The sequence below is a fragment of the Cellvibrio sp. ARAG 10.3 genome (assembly GCF_051846955.1).
In the GTDB taxonomy this organism is placed as follows: Bacteria; Pseudomonadota; Gammaproteobacteria; order Pseudomonadales; family Cellvibrionaceae; genus Cellvibrio.
Genome location: NZ_JBPYCU010000012.1, coordinates 68468 through 90668, shown reverse-complemented (window position 1 = coordinate 90668; position 22201 = coordinate 68468). Strand labels below are relative to the sequence as shown.

19 protein-coding genes are annotated in these 22201 nt (G+C 56.2%); 17 read left to right on the top strand and 2 right to left on the bottom strand.

The genetic code is table 11. The features are described from left to right. Window positions 1-364: 364 nt before the first annotated feature. From ACSV5M_RS15305 to ACSV5M_RS15235, 15 genes are all read left to right on the top strand, one after another. Window positions 365-3187, top strand: a complete 2823-nt coding sequence (locus ACSV5M_RS15305; RefSeq protein WP_439177109.1) for a monovalent cation/H+ antiporter subunit A — start codon at window positions 365-367, stop codon at window positions 3185-3187. Beyond that, window positions 3175-3516 (top strand): Na+/H+ antiporter subunit C, encoded by a 342-nt coding sequence (locus tag ACSV5M_RS15300; RefSeq protein WP_439177108.1) that lies wholly within the window; start codon window positions 3175-3177, stop codon window positions 3514-3516. Before ACSV5M_RS15305 ends, ACSV5M_RS15300 begins: the two co-directional genes overlap by 13 nt. Beyond that, on the top strand, window positions 3513-5027 hold the full coding sequence (locus ACSV5M_RS15295; RefSeq protein WP_439177107.1) for a monovalent cation/H+ antiporter subunit D: 1515 nt from the start codon (window positions 3513-3515) through the stop codon (window positions 5025-5027). The genes ACSV5M_RS15300 and ACSV5M_RS15295 overlap by 4 nt, the downstream gene beginning before the upstream one ends. A gap of 2 nt (window positions 5028-5029) precedes the next feature. Beyond that, window positions 5030-5569 (top strand): Na+/H+ antiporter subunit E, encoded by a 540-nt coding sequence (locus ACSV5M_RS15290; RefSeq protein WP_439177106.1) that lies wholly within the window; start codon window positions 5030-5032, stop codon window positions 5567-5569. Beyond that, the gene (locus tag ACSV5M_RS15285) at window positions 5560-5829 is read left to right on the top strand and encodes a K+/H+ antiporter subunit F (protein WP_439177105.1); all 270 of its coding nucleotides are present in this window, start codon (window positions 5560-5562) and stop codon (window positions 5827-5829) included. The genes ACSV5M_RS15290 and ACSV5M_RS15285 overlap by 10 nt, the downstream gene beginning before the upstream one ends. A gap of 13 nt (window positions 5830-5842) precedes the next feature. Then, entirely contained in the window at window positions 5843-6178 is a 336-nt protein-coding gene (locus tag ACSV5M_RS15280) for a Na+/H+ antiporter subunit G (RefSeq protein ID WP_439177104.1), read from the top strand. Window positions 6179-6469: 291 nt separating this feature from the next. Next, entirely contained in the window at window positions 6470-6808 is a 339-nt protein-coding gene (locus ACSV5M_RS15275) for a hypothetical protein (protein WP_439177102.1), read from the top strand. A 268-nt stretch (window positions 6809-7076) separates the two neighbouring features. After that, a complete protein-coding gene (locus ACSV5M_RS15270; RefSeq protein ID WP_439177101.1) occupies window positions 7077-8861 on the top strand; it encodes a thiamine pyrophosphate-requiring protein in 1785 nt (594 codons plus the stop codon). Between the two features lie 7 nt (window positions 8862-8868). Continuing rightward, the gene (locus tag ACSV5M_RS15265) at window positions 8869-9960 is read left to right on the top strand and encodes an enolase C-terminal domain-like protein (protein WP_439177100.1); all 1092 of its coding nucleotides are present in this window, start codon (window positions 8869-8871) and stop codon (window positions 9958-9960) included. 27 nt (window positions 9961-9987) lie between these two features. Beyond that, entirely contained in the window at window positions 9988-12930 is a 2943-nt protein-coding gene (locus ACSV5M_RS15260) for an FAD-binding and (Fe-S)-binding domain-containing protein (protein WP_439177098.1), read from the top strand. Window positions 12931-12992: 62 nt separating this feature from the next. Continuing rightward, a complete protein-coding gene (locus ACSV5M_RS15255; protein WP_439177097.1) occupies window positions 12993-13994 on the top strand; it encodes an SDR family oxidoreductase in 1002 nt (333 codons plus the stop codon). 11 nt (window positions 13995-14005) lie between these two features. Beyond that, a complete protein-coding gene (locus ACSV5M_RS15250) occupies window positions 14006-15778 on the top strand; it encodes a glycoside hydrolase family 15 protein (RefSeq protein ID WP_439177096.1) in 1773 nt (590 codons plus the stop codon). A gap of 19 nt (window positions 15779-15797) precedes the next feature. Beyond that, a complete protein-coding gene (locus ACSV5M_RS15245; RefSeq protein ID WP_439177095.1) occupies window positions 15798-15998 on the top strand; it encodes a hypothetical protein in 201 nt (66 codons plus the stop codon). Window positions 15999-16465: 467 nt separating this feature from the next. Beyond that, complete coding sequence (locus ACSV5M_RS15240) at window positions 16466-17275, top strand: formate/nitrite transporter family protein (protein WP_439177094.1); 810 nt, start codon at window positions 16466-16468, stop codon at window positions 17273-17275. Window positions 17276-17366: 91 nt separating this feature from the next. After that, window positions 17367-19091 (top strand): protein kinase domain-containing protein, encoded by a 1725-nt coding sequence (locus ACSV5M_RS15235; protein WP_439177092.1) that lies wholly within the window; start codon window positions 17367-17369, stop codon window positions 19089-19091. A 44-nt stretch (window positions 19092-19135) separates the two neighbouring features. Here ACSV5M_RS15235 and ACSV5M_RS15230 read toward each other — a convergent pair whose 3' ends face one another. After that, entirely contained in the window at window positions 19136-19621 is a 486-nt protein-coding gene (locus tag ACSV5M_RS15230) for an ester cyclase (RefSeq protein WP_439177091.1), read from the bottom strand. 313 nt (window positions 19622-19934) lie between these two features. On the opposite strand from ACSV5M_RS15230, the gene ACSV5M_RS15225 reads away from it, so the two are divergent. Together ACSV5M_RS15225 and ACSV5M_RS15220 are read left to right on the top strand one after the other, a co-directional pair. Further along, window positions 19935-20600 (top strand): response regulator, encoded by a 666-nt coding sequence (locus ACSV5M_RS15225; RefSeq protein ID WP_439177089.1) that lies wholly within the window; start codon window positions 19935-19937, stop codon window positions 20598-20600. Next, window positions 20597-21973: a sensor histidine kinase gene (locus ACSV5M_RS15220; protein ID WP_439177087.1), complete on the top strand. Its 1377-nt coding sequence runs from the start codon at window positions 20597-20599 to the stop codon at window positions 21971-21973. The genes ACSV5M_RS15225 and ACSV5M_RS15220 overlap by 4 nt, the downstream gene beginning before the upstream one ends. Here the strand turns inward: ACSV5M_RS15220 and ACSV5M_RS15215 are convergent. Next, window positions 21957-22169: a hypothetical protein gene (locus ACSV5M_RS15215; RefSeq protein ID WP_439177086.1), complete on the bottom strand. Its 213-nt coding sequence runs from the start codon at window positions 22167-22169 to the stop codon at window positions 21957-21959. The genes ACSV5M_RS15220 and ACSV5M_RS15215 overlap by 17 nt on opposite strands. Window positions 22170-22201 lie beyond the last annotated feature (32 nt).

The window sequence follows — 22201 nt, the reverse complement described above, 5'->3', positions numbered from 1 at the left end:
TTTATTTTTCCTTACAAAAGTTAACCCGGCCACTTATCTACCGGAACGTGGTTTGGCACGACGTTTAGCTCAGTTGTCTACCACACCGGGTTATAAGAAATACTGGCGTTGCCCTACGTCTCGCGGTATAACTGTCGGGCTTTATGTTGGCTGGGTGTTGCATTTATTATCCACTCACAACCCTAACAGGACGCGAAATGTCAATCCTGCATATTATCTTCACGTTGCGCGCGCGCTGTTTCCGCGCAAAGCGCCGCCCCTTCTTCACTGACCCACCGCTGGTTGGCACCTCTGCCATATTGCAATAATTATTGTCAGCGCTCACGCTGACTGGCTGTGTCTTGCTACCAGGAGTGTTGTTTCCATGACATTACTGCTCGTTATTTTTTTACCCTTGTTAGGCGCGTGCCTGCCTTTGTGGTGTGAACGCTACGGGCGCACGGTGTGCGCTTTTTCAGCGGCGGTTGCGCCGCTCATTTCCATTGGTTTATTGATTTATCATCTGCCGGTTATCTTTGCTGGCGATGTGCTGTTTTTTCACCAGGAGTGGTTGCCGCTGCTGGGAATGAACCTGAGCCTGCGGCTTGATGGCCTGAGCATGATGTTCGGATTATTGATTACCGGCATCGGCTTGCTGGTTATTCTTTACGCGCGTTATTACCTGGCCGAAAAAGATTCGCTCGGCAAACTTTACGGGCTTTTGCAGATCTTCATGATGGCGATGCTGGGCATCGTCATGTCCGACAACATCCTGTTAATGATTGTGTTCTGGGAGTTGACCAGCCTCAGTTCTTTCCTGCTGATCAGCTACTGGTCGATCAAATCCGAAGCGCGCAAAGGTGCGCGCATGGCGCTGATGATTACCGGTGCCGGTGGCCTGGCGCTGCTGGCGGGCGCTTTGTTGTTGGGTGATATCGTCGGCAGCTTCAGCTTGAGTGTGATCCTGGCCTCCGGAGACGAAATCCGCGCGCACAGTTTGTACCCGGTGGTGCTGATCCTGGTGTTGCTGGGCGCCTTCACCAAGTCGGCCCAGTTTCCGTTCCACTTCTGGCTGCCCCATGCGATGTCAGCTCCCACGCCCGTCTCCGCTTACCTGCATTCGGCCACCATGGTGAAAGCCGGGGTGTTCTTGCTGGCCCGGATGTATCCGGCGTTGGCGGGTACCGATTTATGGTTCTACATCGTAACCGGCACCGGCCTGACCACCCTGGTATTTGCCGCCTATACCGCGCTCTTCAAACATGATCTGAAAGGGCTGCTGGCGTTTTCCACCATCAGTCACCTGGGGCTGATTACTATGCTGTTCGGGTTGAACAGCCAGTTGGGCGCGATTGCCGGGATCTTCCATATCATCAATCACGCCACCTTCAAGGCCTCGCTGTTTATGGCGGCAGGGATCATCGACCATGAGACCGGCACGCGGGACATGCGGCGCATCAACGGCATGTGGCGCTATATGCCGGTGACCGCTACCGTCGCCATGGTGGCCGCCTCGGCCATGGCGGGTGTGCCCCTGCTCAACGGCTTTTTAAGCAAAGAGATGTTCTTTGCCGAGACCCTGCATCTGGAAGCACTGGGGCATTACGCCTGGCTGGTGCCAATGCTGGCAACGCTCGCGGGTATCTTCGCAGTGGCCTATTCCTACCGGTTTATTCACGATGTGTTCTTTAACGGCGAACCCATCGACCTGCCTAAATACCCGCCTCATGAAGCACCGCCTTATATGATCGTGCCCATGGCCATCCTGGTGGTCTTGTGTGTGCTCGTGGGCACCCTGCCCAACTTCACAGTGGCGCCCTTCCTTGATGCCGCCAGCCTGGCAGTGATCGGCACGGAGATGCCCAGTTACCAGATCGCCATATGGCACGGATTCAACCTGCCGCTGTTGATGAGTTTTCTTGCGCTCGCCGGGGGATTGCTTCTCTACTACCAACGCAAAGGGTTCTTTGCTTTTTATGAGCGCCAGTACCGCCGCGACGAGAAGATCGTCTTTGAGGCCCGGGTCCAGCGCAGCGTCCGTCTGGCGCAGTCGATCACTAAACGGCTGGAGACGGGTTCCCTGCAACGTTATCTGGTGTTGTTTGTCGGCATGGCGATAGTGGCTGCCGGGCTTGAGTTATGGCCATTGGCAGGTTTCACCGGCGCAGTGGCCACCACACCCCTCGACGGTGTCAGTGTACTGGCTACTCTGGTGCTTATTGTGGGTGCGCTGGGTACGGTGATCATCCACCACAATCGCTTCGCCGCACTCCTGCTGTTGAGCGTGGTGGGCTTGATTGTGGCGCTGATCTTTGTCCGCTTCTCGGCACCGGATCTGGCCTTGACGCAACTCTCTGTCGAGGTGGTCACCATCGTACTCATGATGTTGTCGCTTTACTTCCTGCCCCAGGTCAGCCCGAGCGAATCCAGCCGGTTGCGTATCAGTCGCGACATTTTGCTCGCCGGTGCCGCCGGTATCGGTATGGGCCTGCTGACCTGGGCGGTGCTCACCCGCCCTTACGACACCATTGCCGATTATTACCTGGCCAACAGCGTCAGCGGCGGGGGCGGGACCAATGTGGTCAATGTGATCCTGGTGGATTTCCGCGGTTTTGATACCTTGGGAGAAATTACCGTGTTGGCCATTGCGGCAGTGGGCATCTTCGCCATGCTGCGTCGGCTGCGCCTGCCGGTACCCAATGCCGATGGCACCGGTCGGGTCTGGTCGAAAGATCCTTATCCGCCCATCCTGATGGTGCTGGCGCGCATTCTGTTGCCCCTGGCGTTGATGGTGTCCTTCTATATTTTCCTGCGTGGCCACAACCTGCCGGGCGGCGGCTTTATCGCGGGCCTGGTTACCAGCGTGGCCTTGATCCTGCAATATGTCGCCAGCGGTACCGACTGGGTACAGCAGCGGCTTAACTGGTCCTACCGCAGCGTCGCTGCCGGCGGTGTCCTGATCGCCACCGCGACGGGCCTGGCCAGTTGGGTGTTTGGTTATCCCTTCCTCACCTCCACCTTTACCCATGTTCACTGGCCGGTGGTAGGTGAATTCGAACTGGCATCTGCCATGGTGTTTGACACCGGCGTGTATATCACCGTCGTCGGCGCGACCCTGGTCATCCTGTCCAACCTGGGCAAGCTGGCCCAGACCAGCTATGACATACCCGCCGAGACCACACAAGAGGACTCCCCATGGAAGCTCTGATCTCCATCATTATTGCGGTACTGACCGGGTGCGGCGTCTATCTCATGCTGCGCGGCCGTACCTTTCCCGTCATCATCGGGCTGACGTTGCTGTCTTACGCCGTCAACCTGTTTATCTTCGTCATGGGTCGTCTGCACAGCGGCGCCCCCGCCGTGATCGGTGCCGGTGATCGCTACACCGATCCCCTGCCCCAGGCCCTGGTGCTCACCGCCATCGTTATCAGCTTTGCCATGACGGCGTTTTTGCTGGTACTGGCCCTGCGCGCCCGCGCTGAGTTGGGGAATGACCATGTGGATGGCCGCCCGGCGGCGGAGGATAAAGCGCAATGAGCCACCTGATTATCCTTCCTATCCTGCTGCCGCTACTGACGGGATTGTTACTCCTGCTGGTACCGGAGCGCCGCCGGATGCTCGGGCATGTCCTGAGCCTGATCAGCACAGCCTTGCTGACTTTGGTCACCCTCCAATTGCTGTTTACCGCTAACACTGGCGAGTTGGTGGTATATGCCTTGGGCAACTGGGCGCCGCCCTTCGGTATCGTGCTGGTGCTGGATCGCTTGAGCGCACTCTTGTTGGTGCTGACCAGTACCCTGGCGTTTTTCAGTCTGCTCTACACCACCGCCGAAGAGGCACCCCAGGGTGGTCAGTCATTCCATAGCCTGGCGCACTTTCTATTAATGGGCGTCAACGGCGCCTTCCTGACCGGCGATATCTTTAATCTGTTTGTGTTCTTCGAGGTATTGCTGCTGGCGTCCTACTCCCTGCTGTTACAGGACAATGGCGCTGCGCGGGCCAAGGCGGGTTTGCACTACGTCGTGCTTAACCTGGCGGGATCGGCGCTGTTCCTGATCGCGGTCGCCATCCTGTACGGCCTGACCGGCACACTCAACATGGCGGACATGGCGCAACGGGTGGCCCAGGTGAATCCGGCCGATGCTCCCCTGGTGGCCGCCGCTGCCATCCTGCTGTTGCTGGTCTTTGGTCTCAAGGCTGCGATGGTACCCTTGTATTTCTGGCTACCGCGCGCTTATGCCTCCGCCAGCGCGCCCATTGCTGCCCTGTTTGCCATCATGACCAAGGTGGGGGTTTACACCATCATCCGGGTGTACACCTTGATCTTCGGCGACCAAGCCGGCCCGCTGGCCAACCTCGCCCTGCCCTGGCTCTGGCCGCTGGCGCTCACTACGCTGGTGCTGGGCTTTATCGGCGCCCTGGCCGCCCAGGAACTGCGGGTGCAGATTGCTTATCTGGTGATTATTTCCGTCGGTACCCTGCTTGCCGGGGTGGCCATTAACAGCGAAGTCGCCCTGGGTGCAACGCTCTTTTACCTGCTGCATTCCACCTGGATTGCCGGTGCACTGTTCCTGCTGGCCGACCTGATTGTGCGGCAACGGGGGATCACGGGGGACCAGATCGTTGCCGGTCCCATGCTGCGTCAGCCGATCCTGTTAGGCAGCCTGTTCTTTGCCGGTGCGGTGAGTGTGATCGGTATGCCGCCACTCAGCGGCTTTATCGGTAAGGCGCTGATACTCCAGGCGGCCAGCGGTACCCAGGCCGTGTGGTTGTGGGCTACGGTATTGGCTGCCAGCCTCGCCGTGCTGACGGCGCTGAGCCGCAGCGGCAGTACCATCTTCTGGCGCACGGAGAATCGGGTGGAGGAAGCACCTAAGGCCGACATCTGGTCACTGCTCGCGATCTTCGGTTTGATGGGTTTCAGCTTTGCCTTGATGATCTGGGGCAACTACGCCATCGAGTACACCCGCGGTATTGCCGAGCAGGTGATGAACCCCGGTCATTACATTGATGCGGTGCTCAACCACCGTCCACTGCAAGGAGATTGACCATGAGCCAATCCACTGGAAACTCCTCATCGCACCACCTGCCGCGCAGCGCGCGCCGCTGGTTGCCGCACCCGGCCTTGAGCCTGTTTATGTGGGTGCTATGGCTGTTGATGGTGAACGAATTCAGCGCAGGCCATATTGTGCTGGGGGCGATACTCGCCTGGCTGATTCCCTTCCTGACGCACGCTTTTTGGCCCGAGGCAACCACGTTGCACAAACCGGCGCTGGCGCTGCGTTTTGTGTTGATGGTCCTGTGGGACATCGTCATCGCCAACGCTGTTCTGGCCGTGCGCATCCTCGGCCCGAGCCACAAATTACAACCGGCATTTATGACCCTGCCGCTAGACATCAAGGAAGACTTCACGATCACTGTCCTGGCCAGCACCATTTCATTGACACCCGGCACCGTCTCCGCAGATTTGAGTGTTGATCGTAGCGCGCTGCTGATTCATGTACTGCATGTCAATGATATCGATGCATCCGTTGCCGAACTAAAACAGCGCTATGAACAACCGCTGAAGGAGATCTTTGAATGCTCATGATCGTCATTCCTGTGGCTATGTTGATGATCAGCATAGCCATCGCGCTCAACCTGTGGCGGCTGGCCATCGGTCCGTCGTTACCGGATCGTATCCTTGCACTGGACACCATGTACGTGAACGCCATCGCGCTGCTGATCCTGTTCGGTATTTACCAACAATCGGCCTTGTATTTCGAAGCCGCGTTATTGATCGCGGTGATGGGTTTTGTGGGAACTGTCGCCTTATCAAAATATTTATTGCGCGGTGACATCATCGAATAGTGGGGGTAAATCAGTGGCTAACTTTTCGTTTATTGAATTGCTTATTTCTTTGTTTTTATTGATCGGCGCCAGCTTTGCGTTAATCGGCTCAATCGGCTTGGTTCGACTACCGGATTTTTATATGCGCTTGCACGGCCCTGCCAAAGCAACCACCCTCGGTGTCGGCGGCGTCTTGATCGGCTCTGTGGTATTTTTCAGCACGCGCGGCGACGGCATCAGCCTGCATGAATTATTAGTGACTTTATTTTTATTTATCACTGCACCGGTCAGTGCACATATTGTTGCCAAAGCCGCACTGCACATTAAATTGCCCTATGTGGAACGCACGCGCGGCAAACCATGGCAATAATCTTGTGCGAGCGTCCACCGCTACGCCTATTGACCCGACCTTGTGTCGGGTCAAATCGTTTTATGGCATCCAAATATCTTTCTCCATGTAGCACATGTAAAAAATCACTATCTATGTGTGGCAACCTACACAACTTTCTCCGCGCGTCCCAGTCAAGAAAAAGGTAGCCATTGTTTGTGTAATTAAGGCGCTACTTTTTGTGAAGACCATCGATCAAAAGCCTATGTATTGCCGCATTAATTGCCCGGCTTTGTTTCAACCATGCAAAACGACCATGTAAGGAGATACATCATGCAAATGAAGAAAATGATTGCAATCGCAGGTTTAACCATGGCAATGCCCCTGGCAGCCTTTGCAGATGATGATGCGATTAAAGCATTGAACCTGCAAGGTGCAAAAGCCGATCAGGTAAAAACCATCATGGACAATTACAAAGACCAGAAAGAAGACATCAAAGATCGTGCGCACGAAGAAATAAAAGCGCTTAAAGATCGTAAGAAAGAACAACTGGATGCCGTGCTGACCGATGCTGAAATGGATCAGCTGGAGAAATGGAAAGAAGCCAAGCATGATCGCTACAAAGACAAGCACAAGGAATGTAAAAAACTGATGGACAAATACGACGACTGATTTTTTACATTCCAATGACGCATAATAACCGGGCCAGGTGCCCGGTTATTTTTTAGCGAAGCGCTGTAACTTATCGCCAACGGAAAGAAAATAATTTCTGATTTTTCTATAACCTGCGCCAGTAATTTCTCGGCCGGAACTTTAGCTGTTCATTAACGTCCCCACATTAACTGACCGCATTAAAAATTATTCGCCAACCAAGGCGTTGCTGCGCAAGTAGATGTAACAAGCGAGCCCATTTTTACACCATCAAATCGGAGGAAGCATCATGTCAGAGACCGTCGGTGATTTTATCTTGCAACGTCTGACTGACTGGGGAGTAAAACGCATATTCGGTTACCCCGGTGATGGTATCAACGGTTTGATGGGCGCCATGGACCGGGCCAGCGAACGATTTGATTATGTGCGCGTGCGGCATGAAGAAATGTCAGCGTTTATGGCTGGCGCCCACGCAAAATTTACCGGCGACGTCGGTGTGTGCATGGCAACTTCCGGACCCGGTGCACTGCATTTATTAGCCGGGCTTTACGATGCCAAATTTGATCATGTCCCGGTGGTCGCGATTGTCGGTCAGCAGGCGATAGCATCACTCGGCAGTGACTTCCAGCAGGAGGTTGCGCTGGAAGCCGTCTTTGCGGATGTCGCCAGTTATTGTTGTACCATCAGCAGCCCCGCCCAGGCACGCCATGTGGTGGATCGCGCTTTTCGAATTGCGGCCGCAGAACGCACCGTAACCTGCATCATCGTCGCTAATGATGTGCAATTAATGGACGCTGTACCTTCGCCGCCACGCTCCCATGGCAGCAATTATTCCAGCGCAACACCGGCCACCGCTCACCCGATACCCACCGAAGCAGAATTGCGCGCTGCCGCCGACGTACTGAACGCGGGCAACAAAGTGGCTGTGCTGGTCGGGGCCGGCGCGCTCAATGCGACCGATGAAGTCATCCAGGTATGCGAAACTCTGGGGGCCGGGGCCGCCAAAGCGCTATTGGGCAAAGGCGTGCTGCCGGATGATTTACCCTTTGTTACCGGCAGCATCGGCTTGCTGGGCACCAAGGCAAGCTGGGAACTGATGTCCAATTGCGACACCTTGTTGATGGTCGGCACCACCTTCCCCTATTCAGAATTCCTGCCCAAAGACGGCGAAGCCCGCGCTGTGCAAATTGACATTAATCCGCGCAATGTCGGCATCCGCTACCCGACAGAGATCAACCTGATCGGTGACAGCGCGCAAACTCTTGGACGGCTGTTGCCGCTGCTGAAATACCAGGAAGACCGTTCGTGGCGCAAGACGATAGAACAGAACGTGGCCGACTGGTGGGAGGACGTGGAAGCCAAGGCAATGGAAAGCGCCAACCCCATCAACCCGCAACGGGTATTTACTGAGCTTTCACCCAAATTGCCCGCTGACACCATCCTGTGTGGCGACAGCGGCTCTCACACCAACTGGTACGCCCGCAACATCAAGATGAAACGCGGCATGATGGGCTCCCTGTCGGGCAAACTGGCCAGCATGGGCAGCGGCGTGCCCTACGCTATCGCGGCGAAGATGGCTTATCCCGACCGGCCAGTAATTGCGATGGTCGGTGACGGTGCCATGCAAATGAACGGCAACGCTGAGCTGGTCACCGTGATGCAGTACTGGGAACGTTGGCAGAACCCCACTTTTATCGTGATGGTGCTGGTCAATCATGACCTCAACCAGGTGACCTGGGAGCAACGCGCGCTGGCCGGCGACCCCAAGTTTCCCACGGCTCAGAATGTGATTGATTTTCCCTACGCGGAATACGGCAAGTTGCTGGGCTTCAAGGCGATTCATGTGGACAACCCCGAGGACATCAATCGCGCCTGGGACGAAGCCCTGGCTGCTGACCGGCCCGTGGTGATCGAATTTATTACTGACCCGGATGTACCACCCCTGCCCCCCCATATCACCTGGGATCAGGCCAAATCCTACCTGGGGGCTCTGTCCAAGATAGATCCCAATGAGTGGGGCATCATCAAACAGAGCACCAAACAATTCTTTGCTGGTTTGAAACCCCATTCCTGAGGTGACGATGACGGACCCTTGTATCGAGGAACTGACGGTTGAGGCTTACCGCGTCCCCACGGATCTGCCAGAGGCCGACGGTACCCTCGCATGGGATGCCACTGAAGTGGTTATGGTCTGGGTCCACGCGGGCGGCAAGATCGGTGTGGGGTACAGCTATACGGCTGCCCTGGCCGCCGGGCTCCTGATAAAAAGCCAGCTCGAACCCTGCCTCATGGGCGTCAATGCATTTGACCTGCCTCTCCTCTGGCAGCGCATGAACAACTGCCTGCGCAACACCGGCCGGCCCGGCCTGGGCATGATGGCAATCGCGGCGGTAGACCAGGCCCTGTGGGATCTGAAAGCCAAACTGCTCGGTGTGCCTTTGGTGTCCCTGTGGGGTCAGGTGCGCCAGAGTGTGCCGGTGTATGCCAGCGGCGGCTTTACCAGCTACAGCAGCCGACAACTGCGCGAACAACTGGAGGGTTGGCTGGAACAGGGATTCACCGCCGTAAAGATCAAGCTGGGCAAGGGTCTTGAAGAAGATCTGGACCGGGTCAAGCTGGCCCGGACCACCCTGGGCAAGGGAGTCGCTCTGATGGTCGATACCAACGGCGCCTACCATCCGCGTGCAGCCCTGGAATTGATCGACCGCCTGCACGAATACGATGTGTGCTGGCTAGAGGAGCCGGTATCTTCGGATGACCTGGAAGGCCTGAGCTGGCTGCGTGACCGCGCGCCGGCAGGTATGGCTATCGCGGCGGGCGAATATGGGTGGGATGCTCACTATTTCCAGCGGATGCTGGCCGCTAACGCCGTGGATACCCTGCAAGCAGATGCCACTCGCTGTGGTTATACCGGTTTTATCCAGGCCGCGCATCTGGGCGAGGCCCATCATATCCCCCTATCCGCCCATTGCGCCCCGCGCGTGCATGCCCCTTTATGCACCAGCCTCCCGGGCCTGCGTCACCTGGAATACTTTCACGATCATGTGCGCATTGAGCGCCTGTTGTTTGAAGAAAATCTTCCTCTGCACGGGGGAGAACTCTGGCCCGAGCGCAGCCTTCCCGGTCACGGCTTGACGATCAACAGGAAAGCCGCCAGCGCCTACCGCATCTGACCGGCAGCCGCATGTTCAGGAGGATTTATGGCCCGCCCTAGCACTGCTTCCATAGATGACGCCACCCTGCAAACGCTGGCCCGGCAATTAGAGAGCAGCATCCAGGGCGAAGTCCGCTTCGACCGGGGCAGCCGCGCGCTCTATGCCACCGACGGCTCCCTCTACCGTTACCCGCCCCTTGGCGTAGTCATTCCGCGCTGCGAGGAAGACGTGATACGCACCCTCGCCATCTGCCGGGAGGCAGAGGTGCCGGTGCTGTCCCGCGGCGCCGGCACCAGTCTGGCGGGGCAATGCTGCAATCTGGCGGTGGTGCTGGACTTTTCCAAATACCTCAATCGCCTGGTCAAGATGAATCCGCAGCATCGGCGGGCCCGGGTAGAGCCGGGCTGTGTACTGGACGTGCTGCGTAATGCCGCGGAGGCTCACCACCTGACATTTGGGCCGGACCCCTCCACCCACGCCCACAATACCCTTGGCGGAATGCTCGGCAACAACTCCTGTGGAGTGCATTCCGTGATGGCCGGGCGCACCGCCGATAATGTGATCAGTATGGAAGTCCTTACTTACGACGGACTGCGTCTGCACGTTGGCCCTACATCGGAAGAGGAGCTGGAAACCATCATCAGCAATGGTGGTCGGCGCGGGGAGATCTATGCCGGCCTTAAAGAGATTCGTGATCGCTACGCAGAACTCATCCGCCAGCGTTATCCCCGCATACCCCGCCGTGTTTCCGGCTATAACCTTGATGAACTGCTGCCGGAAAAGGGCTTCAATGTCGCCCGCGCCCTGGTGGGCTCGGAAGGTACCTGCGTGACCATCCTCGCAGCGGAGTTGCAATTGATTCCCAGCCCACCGGTCCGGGTACTGTTGATTATGGGTTACCAGGACGTTTACGCCGTGGGCGACCACGTAATGGAGATTCTGGCTTCCGATCCTGTCGGGCTGGAGGGAATGGATAGCGTGCTGATCCATAATATGGCTGAGAAGGCCATGCACCCCCATGAACGGGAACTCTTACCGGAAGGCGGGGGCTGGGTCATGGTGGAATTTGGCGGAGCGACACTGGAAGAAGCCAGAGATAAAGCCCGGCGGTTGATGGAGCACATCCAGACCCACGACAATCCACCGTCCATGACCTTGTTTGAAGACCCGGCAGAACAGCAGCGTTTATGGGAGGTTCGCGAAGCCGGCCTCGGCGCTACCTCCCGCACGGAAGACCAGGGAGACAGTTACCCCGGCTGGGAGGACGCCGCCGTGCCACCGGAGTCTGTCGGGGCTTATTTGCGCGATTTTCGCGAGCTGATGAAACGCCACAACTACGTTGGTGCCCTCTATGGCCACTTCGGTGACGGCTGTGTGCACTGCCGGATCAACTTCAACCTACGTAATGAAGCCGGCCTGGCGGAGTGGCGCCACTTTATGGAAAAGGCGGCCGACCTGGCATTGAGTTACGGCGGTTCACTCTCCGGCGAACACGGGGATGGCCAGGTCCGGGCAGAACTGTTGCCGAAGATGTACGGCCCGGAATTAATGGACGCCTTCCGCGCGTTTAAGTCCCTATGGGATCCATTGAACAGGATGAACCCCGGCAAGGTCATCGATCCCTACCCCATGACCGCTGACCTGCGGCACGGCCCCGGCACCCACTCCCCCTTGATCGCCACCACCTTTGATTACCCGGACGACCGTCACAGCTTCGCCCGTGCGGTTAAACGTTGCGTCGGCGTCGGTAACTGCCGCGATATGGAAGGTGGGGTCATGTGCCCCAGCTATCGCGGTACCCGCGAGGAGCAACACTCCACCCGTGGTCGTGCGCGATTGTTGTTCGAGATGTTGCATGGCGAAGAACGCGAAGCGGGTTGGAGCAGTAAAGCCGTTCACGAGGCTCTCGACCTTTGTCTGGCCTGCAAAGGGTGCAAGCGGGACTGCCCGGTGGATGTGGATATGGCCACCCTGAAAGCCGAATTTATGGCCCACTACTACCAACACCGGCTGCGCCCCCGCAATGCTTATTCCATGGGGCTGATCAGGCACTGGAGCCGGCTGGCTACCCACCTGCCGCGGATCGCCAATTTCTTCCTGCAATCCCCCTGGCTATCGCCGCCATTGAAATGGCTGGGCGGTATTGCGCAAGCGCGCCAGATCCCAAGGTTCGCGGAAGAGAACTTTCGCCGTTGGTTCCTGCGGCGGCCCGTGGTCAACAGCCATGGCCCTGTGGTAGTCCTCTGGCCCGACACCTTCAATAACTACTTCTATCCTGCGACATTAAAGGCGGCGGTACGTGTTCTGGAAGCCGCCGGTCAGCGGGTAGTGATCCCAGATCAACCCTTGTGCTGCTCACGCCCGCTGTTCGCTGAAGGGATGCTGGATCTGGCCCGCCGCCAATTAGGACAGATGCTCGAAAACCTTGAGCCTCACCTCAGTCAGCAGCGGCGCCTGATAGGTATCGAGCCATCGTGTGTCGCCAGCTTTCGCGACGAACTGCCGCGCCTGTTTCCGGCGGATGAGCGCGCCCATTACCTCGCGCGCAACACGCAGTTACTAGGCGAATTCCTGTTGTCCATTGGCTTTAAGCCACCACCGCTGCATCGCCGCGTGCTGGTCCATACCCACTGCCATCAGCACGCCTCTCTGGACGCCGACGCCGATGCCACCCTGCTCGGCTGGATGGAGGCGGAGGCGGAGCTACTCGATGCCGGCTGCTGCGGGCTGGCCGGGTCGTTCGGGTTCAAGCGTGCGAATCACGAGTTGTCCTTGCGTATCGGTGAACAGCAACTGATGCCAAGCGTACGGAAAGCGGATGCAAAAACCTTGATCATGACCAACGGCTTCAGTTGCCGTGAACAGATCCGCCAGGCAACCGGTCGACATTCATTCAATGTGGCAGAGCTGGTAGCCATGGCCCTGGACGAAGGAACAACCGGAACACGGGTCCTGGCCTCCAGCGAAAGAAGAATCACCCGGTATTAAAATTATCCAGTACGAAGAGGGCTGTCCAAAAGTAGAAGGATCGCTCTATCTAGGGAGCATGCATGACAAAAACACCAATGAGGGTGGTAGTGGTATCAGGTGCCTCTGCAGGGGTGGGCCGGGCGGCGGCCTTGGCCTTCGCCAAAGAAGGCGCTGCCGTGGCGCTCCTGGCCCGCAGCGCGGACCGTTTACAGGCCGCAGTTGAAGAAATCACCGCGGCCGGTGGCAAGGCGCTGGCGATTCCAGTGGATGTCGCGGATGCCGAACAGATTACTCAGGCCGCCGCGCGCGTCGAAGAAGAACTTGGCCCTATTGATGTGTGGGTCAATAACGCGATGGTGACCCTGTTTTCGCGCGCGGTTGAGATGAGCCCGGAGGAATATCGCCGGGTCACGGAGGTCAGTTACCTGGGCACCGTACACGGCACCCTCGCGGCCCTGAAATACATGCGCGCCCGCCAGCGCGGCGCTATCGTCCAGGTAGGTTCCGCTCTGGCCTATCGCGGCATCCCCCTGCAATCCGCCTACTGTGCTGCCAAGTTTGCAGTGCGCGGTTTTACCGATTCAGTGCGGGTTGAGCTGATGTATGAGCGCAGCCCCATCCACCTCACCATGGTGCAGCTGGCCGCCTTCAACACACCCCAGTTTCAGTGGGCCCGCCACCGGTTATCGGCGCAGCCGCAACCCCTGCCACCGATCTTCCAGCCTGAACTGGCGGCCAAGGCCATTGTGTGGGCCGCCCGGCACAAGCGACGCGAGCTCTATGTCGGCTTTCCGGCCCTGAAAACCATTGTCGGCAACAAGTTGTTTCCGAACCTCGCCGACCGCATGGCCGCCCGCCAGGGATTTGCCGGGCAAATGGATCTTTCCGTCCCGCCGCCTAATGCGCAACGGGACGACAACCTGTTCACGCCGGTAGCCGGCGACTTCGCCAGCCATGGCCGATTTGATGCCCGGGCCACTGACTGGAGCCTGCAATACTGGCTCAGCATCTATCGCGCGCCCCTGACTGGCCTGTCAGCGATGATTTGCCTCGCCCTGCTATCCGTGTGGTTAATTGATTAAAAGGAAATACCGTGTCCAAACCCATCGAAGACTACGCCCTGCTCAGCAGCTTGCATTGCGCCGCCCTGGTGGCCCGGGACGGCAGCATCGACTGGTTTTGCCCCGGTCGCTTTGATGCACCCGCCTGCTTCAGCGCGTTACTGGGTGACGAGCGTCACGGCTATTGGTCTATTGCACCCCGCGATGTGCTGGTGGACAGCCACCGCCATTACCAGGTTGATACGCTGGTACTGGAAACCCATTTTGAAACTGCTGGCGGCAGTGCGCGCATCCTGGATGCGATGCCGATGGGTCCGGCGTGCCACATCATTCGCCTGGTTGAGGGCATCAGTGGCACAGTGACCATGCAGATGGCCTGTCACCCCCGCTTTCACTTCGGTAAGCATGCGCCCCGGCTCCACAGGGAAAGCGGTCAGCAGATCATCTTTCAATGCCAGGAACAGCGGCTGCTCCTCAACAGCGACCTTGAACTGACCCCCGGCGATGCCGGCGCTGAGACCGATTTCGTGCTCCATGCCGGGGAACAACATTGGTTTGTCCTCAGCTACAGCGATGCGGATCAGCGTGCACCGGATTTGCCGGATCCCCGCCAGGCGTTGGTGGATTGCGCCAACCACTGGCGTGACTGGATCTCCCGGTGTGATTATCGGGGCCGCTGGGAAAGCGAGGTCAGACGTTCGCTTATCACCCTCAAAGCCATGATCTATATGCCCACCGGTGGCATGGTCGCAGCGCCTACAACCTCCTTGCCGGAAGTCCCCGGCGGCAGCGCCAACTACGATTATCGCTTCTGCTGGCTGCGCGACACCGCTTTTGCGCTGGCGGTACTGTTAAACGAAGGGTTTCGCAAAGAGGCGTGCCACTGGCGCGACTGGTTACTGAAAATAATGGACCTGCACGATGAACCGCTACACGCCTTGTATACCCTAGAGGCCACAGTGGCGCCGCCGGAGGAGTTGCTCGACTGGCTGCCCGGTTATGCCAATAGCCGGCCAGTACGCGCAGGCAACGCCGCCAGCCGCCAGTACCAGTTGGACGTGCGCGGCGAGCTGATGGAAATCCTGCACCTGGCGCGCAAGCATGGGCTGGACCTGCGCGATGAGATCTGGGCCCTGCAATGCGACATCATGAGCCACCTCGAAACCCGCTGGCGCGAGCCGGACACCGGTATCTGGGAGTTTCGTACCCTATGTGATCATCTGACCCATTCCAAGGTCTTAAGCTGGGTGGCCTTTGATCGTTGTATCAAGGATGCAGAGACGTTCGGTTTCGACGCACCGCTGGATAAATGGCGGCGCCTGCGCGATGACATTCGGACGGATATTCTCGAACACGGGATTGATCCGGAGGGCGGTCATTTTACGCAGCGTTATGGTAATCCGGAGGTTGATGCCAGCCTGTTGATGATTCCGCTGATGGGGTTTTTACCCGCTGATGATCCGCGCATGCTTGCCACCGTCAAGGTGATTGAACGGGATCTATGCGAAGACGGCCTGGTGCGACGTTACCGAAGCGGGGACCAGGCCAACGAGGAAGGGTTGTTTCTCGCCTGTTGTTTCTGGCTGGCGGATAACTATTGCCTGAGTGGCCGACAGGCGGATGCGGAGCGGTTGTTCGAGCGGCTGCTCAGCCTGGCTAATGATGTGGGGTTGCTGGCGGAGGAATATGATCCGCGCCGCCAGGTTCAGTTGGGTAATTTTCCACAGGGTTTGAGCCATCTTGGCTTGATCAGCACCGCGAAGCTTATTGCCAAGGCGAGCGAGGCTGATGTTGATCTGACGTGATTTTTGCAGGAGATGAGGTATGAGCAAGCATTCTGAGAGTAAAGCACCGGAGCAGCCGGAGGTGGATAAACAAAGCCGGGGGACTGATGCGGAGCATCGGGATATTTTGTTGTCGCATCATGAGGCGGAGGCGGGGAGTCCGGCGGATGTGGCGGTGTGTGGTGAGGAGGATCCCGGGGTGGGGTTGGAGCAGTTGGTGACGCGGGACGAAGATGACTAACTTTGGCTTTTTTAAGCGGAAAGTTTGAGGGTCGTCATCCGTTTGTTATCAGGACAAGGTTTCGAAATCGCATAGATACGTCCATGTAGCTCCCTCAAGTCGTCCGTGACTTGAGGGTTTCGAAACCTTGTCCTGATAACAAACTCACATTGTGCCAATGCATGGAATTTAAACGCACCAAATCAGGTCAATAAGCAATTTTGAATGGAAATCTAGCACTGTTTTTGTGCTAATTATTTGCGCCATTTAAATTCATTAGCGCTCTCAGTGAATATTTGATGCATTAAATTAATGCACAAATAGGTTGCCCCCTCTGCATTTTTGTCACTTCAAAATAAAAATTTCAATCTAAACAACGAGATACAAAACCCTCTCAAGAATCAGGCACAGATATTGCGAAAAGCCTGTCAGGCAGAAATTGCTTTTCGTCATGTCTACCGATAAATCTGTTCTTGAGAGAGTGCGCTATGTCTTATCTTGTCCCGTCAGAGTTTGTTACCAAAATGGTGGATGCCGGTGAGTCCAAAATTTATATGGCCACGCGTGATGCGTTGATCAGGGCCTATATGGCGGGTGCGATCCTGGCTATTGCGGCGGTGTTTGCCGTGACGGTGTCGGTGCAAACCGGTTCGCCGTTGTTGGGGGCGGTGTTGTTTCCGGTTGGGTTTTGTATTTTGTATTTGATGGGTTTTGATTTGTTGACCGGGGTGTTTGTGTTAACGCCGCTGGCGAAGTTTGATAACCGTCCCGGTGTTACCTGGGGTGCGATTTTTAAGCATTGGGGTGTGGTGTTTACCGGTAATTTCCTGGGTGCGTTGACGGTCGCGTTTTTAATGGCGATTGTGTTTACCTATGGTTTTACCACTGAGCCCAGTCAAGTCGGCAAGGTGATCGGTGATATTGGTGAGGGTCGCACGCTGGGTTATAAGGAGTATGGTGCGGGTGGGATGTTGACTATTTTTATCCGCGGGGTGTTGTGTAACTGGATGGTATCGCTCGGTGTGGTGGGTGCGATGGTGTCGACGAGTGTGAGCGGTAAGGTGATTGCGATGTGGATGCCGATCATGTTGTTCTTCGCCATGGGTTTTGAGCATTCGGTAGTGAATATGTTTTTGTTTCCTTCCGGTTTGATCATGGGCGGTAATTTTTCGATTATGGATTACCTGATCTGGAATGAAATTCCCGTGGTGATCGGCAACTTGGTTGGTGGCTTGTCGCTGACCGGCTTAACCCTGTACAGCACCCATGTCAGAACCGCCCCCAAACGCAGCTTTTAATTAATACGCATTGAATGTAAGTCGGATTAGCCGCAACGCGGCGTAATCCGACAAACACCTCGAACCTAAAATAACACTGCCACCTCCATCCATGCCCTCACCCACCCAACTTCTACTCACCATCGGCCAGGCCACTCACACAGGCCGCAAGGAAACCAATCAGGATTTTCACGGTGCGTATATTCCCAATGGCCCTGCGCTCAACACCAAAGGTATTGCCATCGCGCTCGCCGATGGCATCAGTACCAGCAGTGTCAGCCATATCGCCAGCGAAACCTCGGTGAGTGGATTTCTGGCTGATTATTTTTGTACACCAGAAAGCTGGTCCGTTAAAAAATCTGCCTTGCGCGTGTTGATGGCGACCAATTCCTGGTTGCACGCGCAGACGCGCCAAAGCCCCTACCGTTATGAACAGGATCGCGGTTACGTGTGCACCTTCAGTGCGCTGATTGTTAAATCCACGACAGCGCATATTTTTCATATCGGCGATGCGCGTATTTATCGTCTGCATGAAAACACGCTGGAACAGTTAACAATCGACCATCGTCTACGCATCTCTGAAGACACCAGCTACCTCAGCCGCGCGCTGGGTGTTAATCCGCATATTGAAATTGATTATCAGGCGCTGAGCCTTGAACAGGGGGACCTGTTTATCCTGGCTACCGACGGTGTTTATGAGCATGTGGCGTCAAGTGAGATTATCGACACGCTGAAACAGCACCCGGATGATCTCAATCAGGCGGCACACGCCATCCTGGAACGCGCCTATGAAAGTGGCAGTACCGATAATCTCACCCTGCAACTTGTGCGTGTTGACCAATTACCTTCGCAAGAAGCTGCTGAGCGTTATCAGTCGATAACCGAATTGCCTTTCGCGCCGCTACTGGATGCGCGGATGATGCTCGATGGTTTTAAAATCCAGCGTGAACTCCATGCCAGCCACCGCAGCCATGTGTATCTCGCAGTCGACACAGAGACCGAAACGCCGGTAGTTATTAAAACGCCATCGGTAGATCAACAGCAGGACAGGCAACACCTCGAACGATTATTAACAGAAGAATGGATCGCCAGGCGCATCCATAGCGCTCACGTCGTGAAAGCCCATCCACTCAACAGGAAGCGCAATTTTTTATACACGGTAATGGAATATGTAGACGGTCAAACATTGACCCAGTGGATGATCGACCACCCACAAGCGGATCTGGAAAGTGTGCGCGTGATCGTTGAACAAATTGCACAAGGCTTGCGGGCTATCCATCGGCTCGAAATGGTTCATCAGGACTTGCGGCCGGATAACATCATGATAGACGCTTCCGGTACGGTAAAAATTATTGATTTCGGCGCGACCCGCGTCGCTGGCATCATGGAAAATGTGAGCGAGCCACACAGCATTCTCGGTACTGCGCAATACTCTGCACCGGAATATTTCCTCGGTGAAACCGGCAGTGCCCGCGCCGATATTTTTTCACTCGGGGTGATCACCTACCAGATGCTTACCGGACAATTACCCTACGGTACCCAGGTCGCCAAAACCCGAACCAAAGCCGCGCAACACAAATTACATTACCGGACGATTGTCAAAGATGAGCGACAGATCCCCATCTGGGTTGATGCGGCGATCCGCAAAGCAGTCCACCCCAACCCTTACAAACGCTACCAGGAAGCCGCTGAATTTATTTACGACCTGCGTCACCCCAACCCGGTATTCCTCAACAAAACCCGTCCGCCTTTGATCGAGCAGAATCCGGTGTTGTTCTGGCAGGCAGTATCGTTGATATTAGGCATCATCGTGTTGCTACTATTGGCCACAACCTAAAGCCAGCCGTTGCTTCTGTGGCAACCAACGCGATGGCATCGCACTCAAGGTGCCAACGCTGCACAATGAAAACCGACACCACCCTCTGCCAACACCAAACGCGCCCTGTCGCGTTGCTTTAGCGAAGGCAAATCTGACAGCACCACCTCGCTGGTGTACATCCAGGCCTCCACAATCATCTCCCGCTCCAGGCGAAACACACTGGTGCCATGAAAATCAATGCGTTTGCCACTGGCAGGAAAACCCATAAATTCTTCGTGATGCACACCGTTGATATGAAAATGCACTTTCACAATATGCTCATCGGCGGTGAGGTGTTCAATCTTGAAATGCAGTTGATTAATCGCATCGGCCATATAGCGAAAAAAGGCTTTGAATTCTTCACGGCTGGTCGGACTGAATTCCGGAAAGTGATGACACACCACTGACTCAGCGACACAGGTATCCAGCACGTCCAGGTTGTCCTGATAGCCGCTGTGTAAAAAATGTTTGATCAACATGGCATTTTTGTGATGAATTGACGTCACCATTGGATTCTCCCCTTCAGGTTAGCGAGTATCGTGCAAAAAAACAGGCGGGCTTTAACGGGCTTGATCAACCACGAGGGCAAATCAGGTTGATTCGCTGTAGGATTACCGGGGAGTGCATCGGCTAATCAAGCAAGCTCCCGACGGGCAGTTCATCTGAGTGAACAATGCCATCTTACGCGCGGGTTTTTAAAAAAGGGTTAAGAAAAAGCGACGGTTAACCGCAGGCGGCTTAAGGAAGTCTTAAAATCCACCGTGGATAATGCACCATCCCCGCTACAATAGTGCCACCTGCCCGGTCGCAAGAGAGTTCATTATGCAAATCCTGTTGGTTGAAGATGACAACATGCTGGCAGAAGCTATCGGCTTCGGATTGCGCCAGGACCATTGGGAAATTGATCGCGCCGAGGACGGCGTTGCCGCTCAACTCGCGCTGGTTGAACACACCTATTCTGCCGTTTTACTGGACCTCGGTTTACCCGGCGGCTCCGGTTTGCAGGTACTCAAATTCATGCGCGACCGCTACGACACCACACCCGTGATTATCATTACCGCCCGTGATCAGCTCAGCGATCGTATTCGCGGCCTGGACGCTGGCGCAGATGATTATCTGGTGAAACCCTTCCAACTGGAAGAACTCGGGGCACGCTTGCGCGCCGTCATCCGCCGTACCCAGGGCCGCGTGTCGCCACTGTTGCAGTATCGCAATATTACCCTCGACCCCAGCAGCCGGATCGTCACCCGCGATGATGAACAGGTTCACTTGAGCCGCAACGAATACCGCACACTGCTGGTGTTGATGGAGCGCCGTGGGCGCACAGTGCCACGTGAACAATTGGAGCAGTTGGTGTACGGCGGCGATGGTGAAATCGAAAGCAATACTGTGGCGGTGTACATTCACCAGCTGCGCCGCAAGCTCGGTGACGATATTATCCTCACCATCCACGGTTTTGGTTATCGCATTGGTGAAGAAAAGTTATGAGATCTCTGCGCGGACGTTTATTACTCGCCACCATGTTGGTACTTGCAGGCATGTGGCTCCTCTGGTCTTGCCTGTATATCGCCTCCATGACCAGCGAGCACACTGGCTGGTGGGAAAAATCCATGCGCGATATCACCTACCAGATCATTACTTCTCTTCCGGAAAATATTGATTCGTTGCCCGCTGGCTCGCGCAGACTACAACTCCGTCCCGATCAAGAGGTGGGCCGCGATGAGCTGAGCTTCCAGATTTGGACCAGCGATGGCACCAGCCTGCTCCGCTCTCTTGAATCACCTGCAATACCACTGCGCCCGAACTTTCAAAGCGGTTTTTCCATTGAGGAAGTCGATGGCCGCAAATGGCGTGTTTACAGCGCGCAAGATGCTAGCGGAAAGGTCTTTGTACAAACCGGCATTCCCTGGGATGCCGCCAAGATGAGCTTGAAACATTGGATTAAAGGCGCTTTCCTGGCCGCTTTGGTCGTGTTTATTACCCTGGCACTGACATTGAAAGCTGTCGTGCGTTGGTCGCTCAAACCCGTCACCTGTTTACAGCACGATATGGCAGAGCGTCAGGAGTTCGACCTCACCCCCTTGTCTACCAAAAAATTGCCGCTGGAACTGAAACCGCTGATCGAATCCTTTAATCGTTTGTTATTGCGTATTGATACCGCGATCAACAACGAGCGGCAGTTTATTGCGGATGCCGCCCACGAATTGCGCACCCCCATGGCCGCGATACAAACCCACGCACAAGTGGCCGCCGGTTCCGCCACAGCAGAAGAAACCCGCGCCGCGTTGGCGCGCCTGATTACGGCGGTGGAACGCGGTACACGCTTGACGCAACAGCTGCTGGATTCAGCCCGACTGGAATCCAACTATGGTTTGAAACACGAACGTGTCGATCTGGTGCGCGTCGTCAAACTGGTGGCAGATGAATTCGACATTGTGGCGCAACAACGCCAGCAAATTATTCACATCGACGCACAACCCTGTTTTGTGTATGGCGACGTGGATGAACTGGGAATTTTATTGCGTAATTTATTGGATAACGCCCTGCGTTATTCTGGCGCAGGCAGCCGCATTGAGTTGATCTGTGGCACCGCCCCGTCAACTGACGGGATTACCCTGTGTGTCAGGGATAACGGTCCGGGCGTGCCCGACCCGGAGCAGCGCGCGCGGATTTTTGAACGCTTTTACCGCGCCGATCAGGATCACCGGCGCGGCAGCGGTATCGGCCTTTCGTTGGTACGCCGCATCGCCCACTCCCACGGCGCTGAACTGGAAGTGACCGATGGTCTGGACAATCGCGGGTTATGCATCAGCGTGCACTTCCCGCTCCTGAAAAACGACAGCCCTAAGGAATCTCTTTAGGTTGCCCACCCGGTACGCCCGGCGGTGGTGACACGGGCGGTAACTCCTGCGGCGGATCGATGGGCGGCACTTCTGCCGGTTCGCCAGGGGGCTCCTCCGTGGGTGCGTCCGGCGGTAATTTTTCCGGGGGCCAATCCGGATGCTCCGGCTTAAAGGGATCAGGGGCTTTATCAGGTTTTTCTTCCGGGTTCTGCATTATGTCATCCTGTCAGGTGAGTTATCGTAACG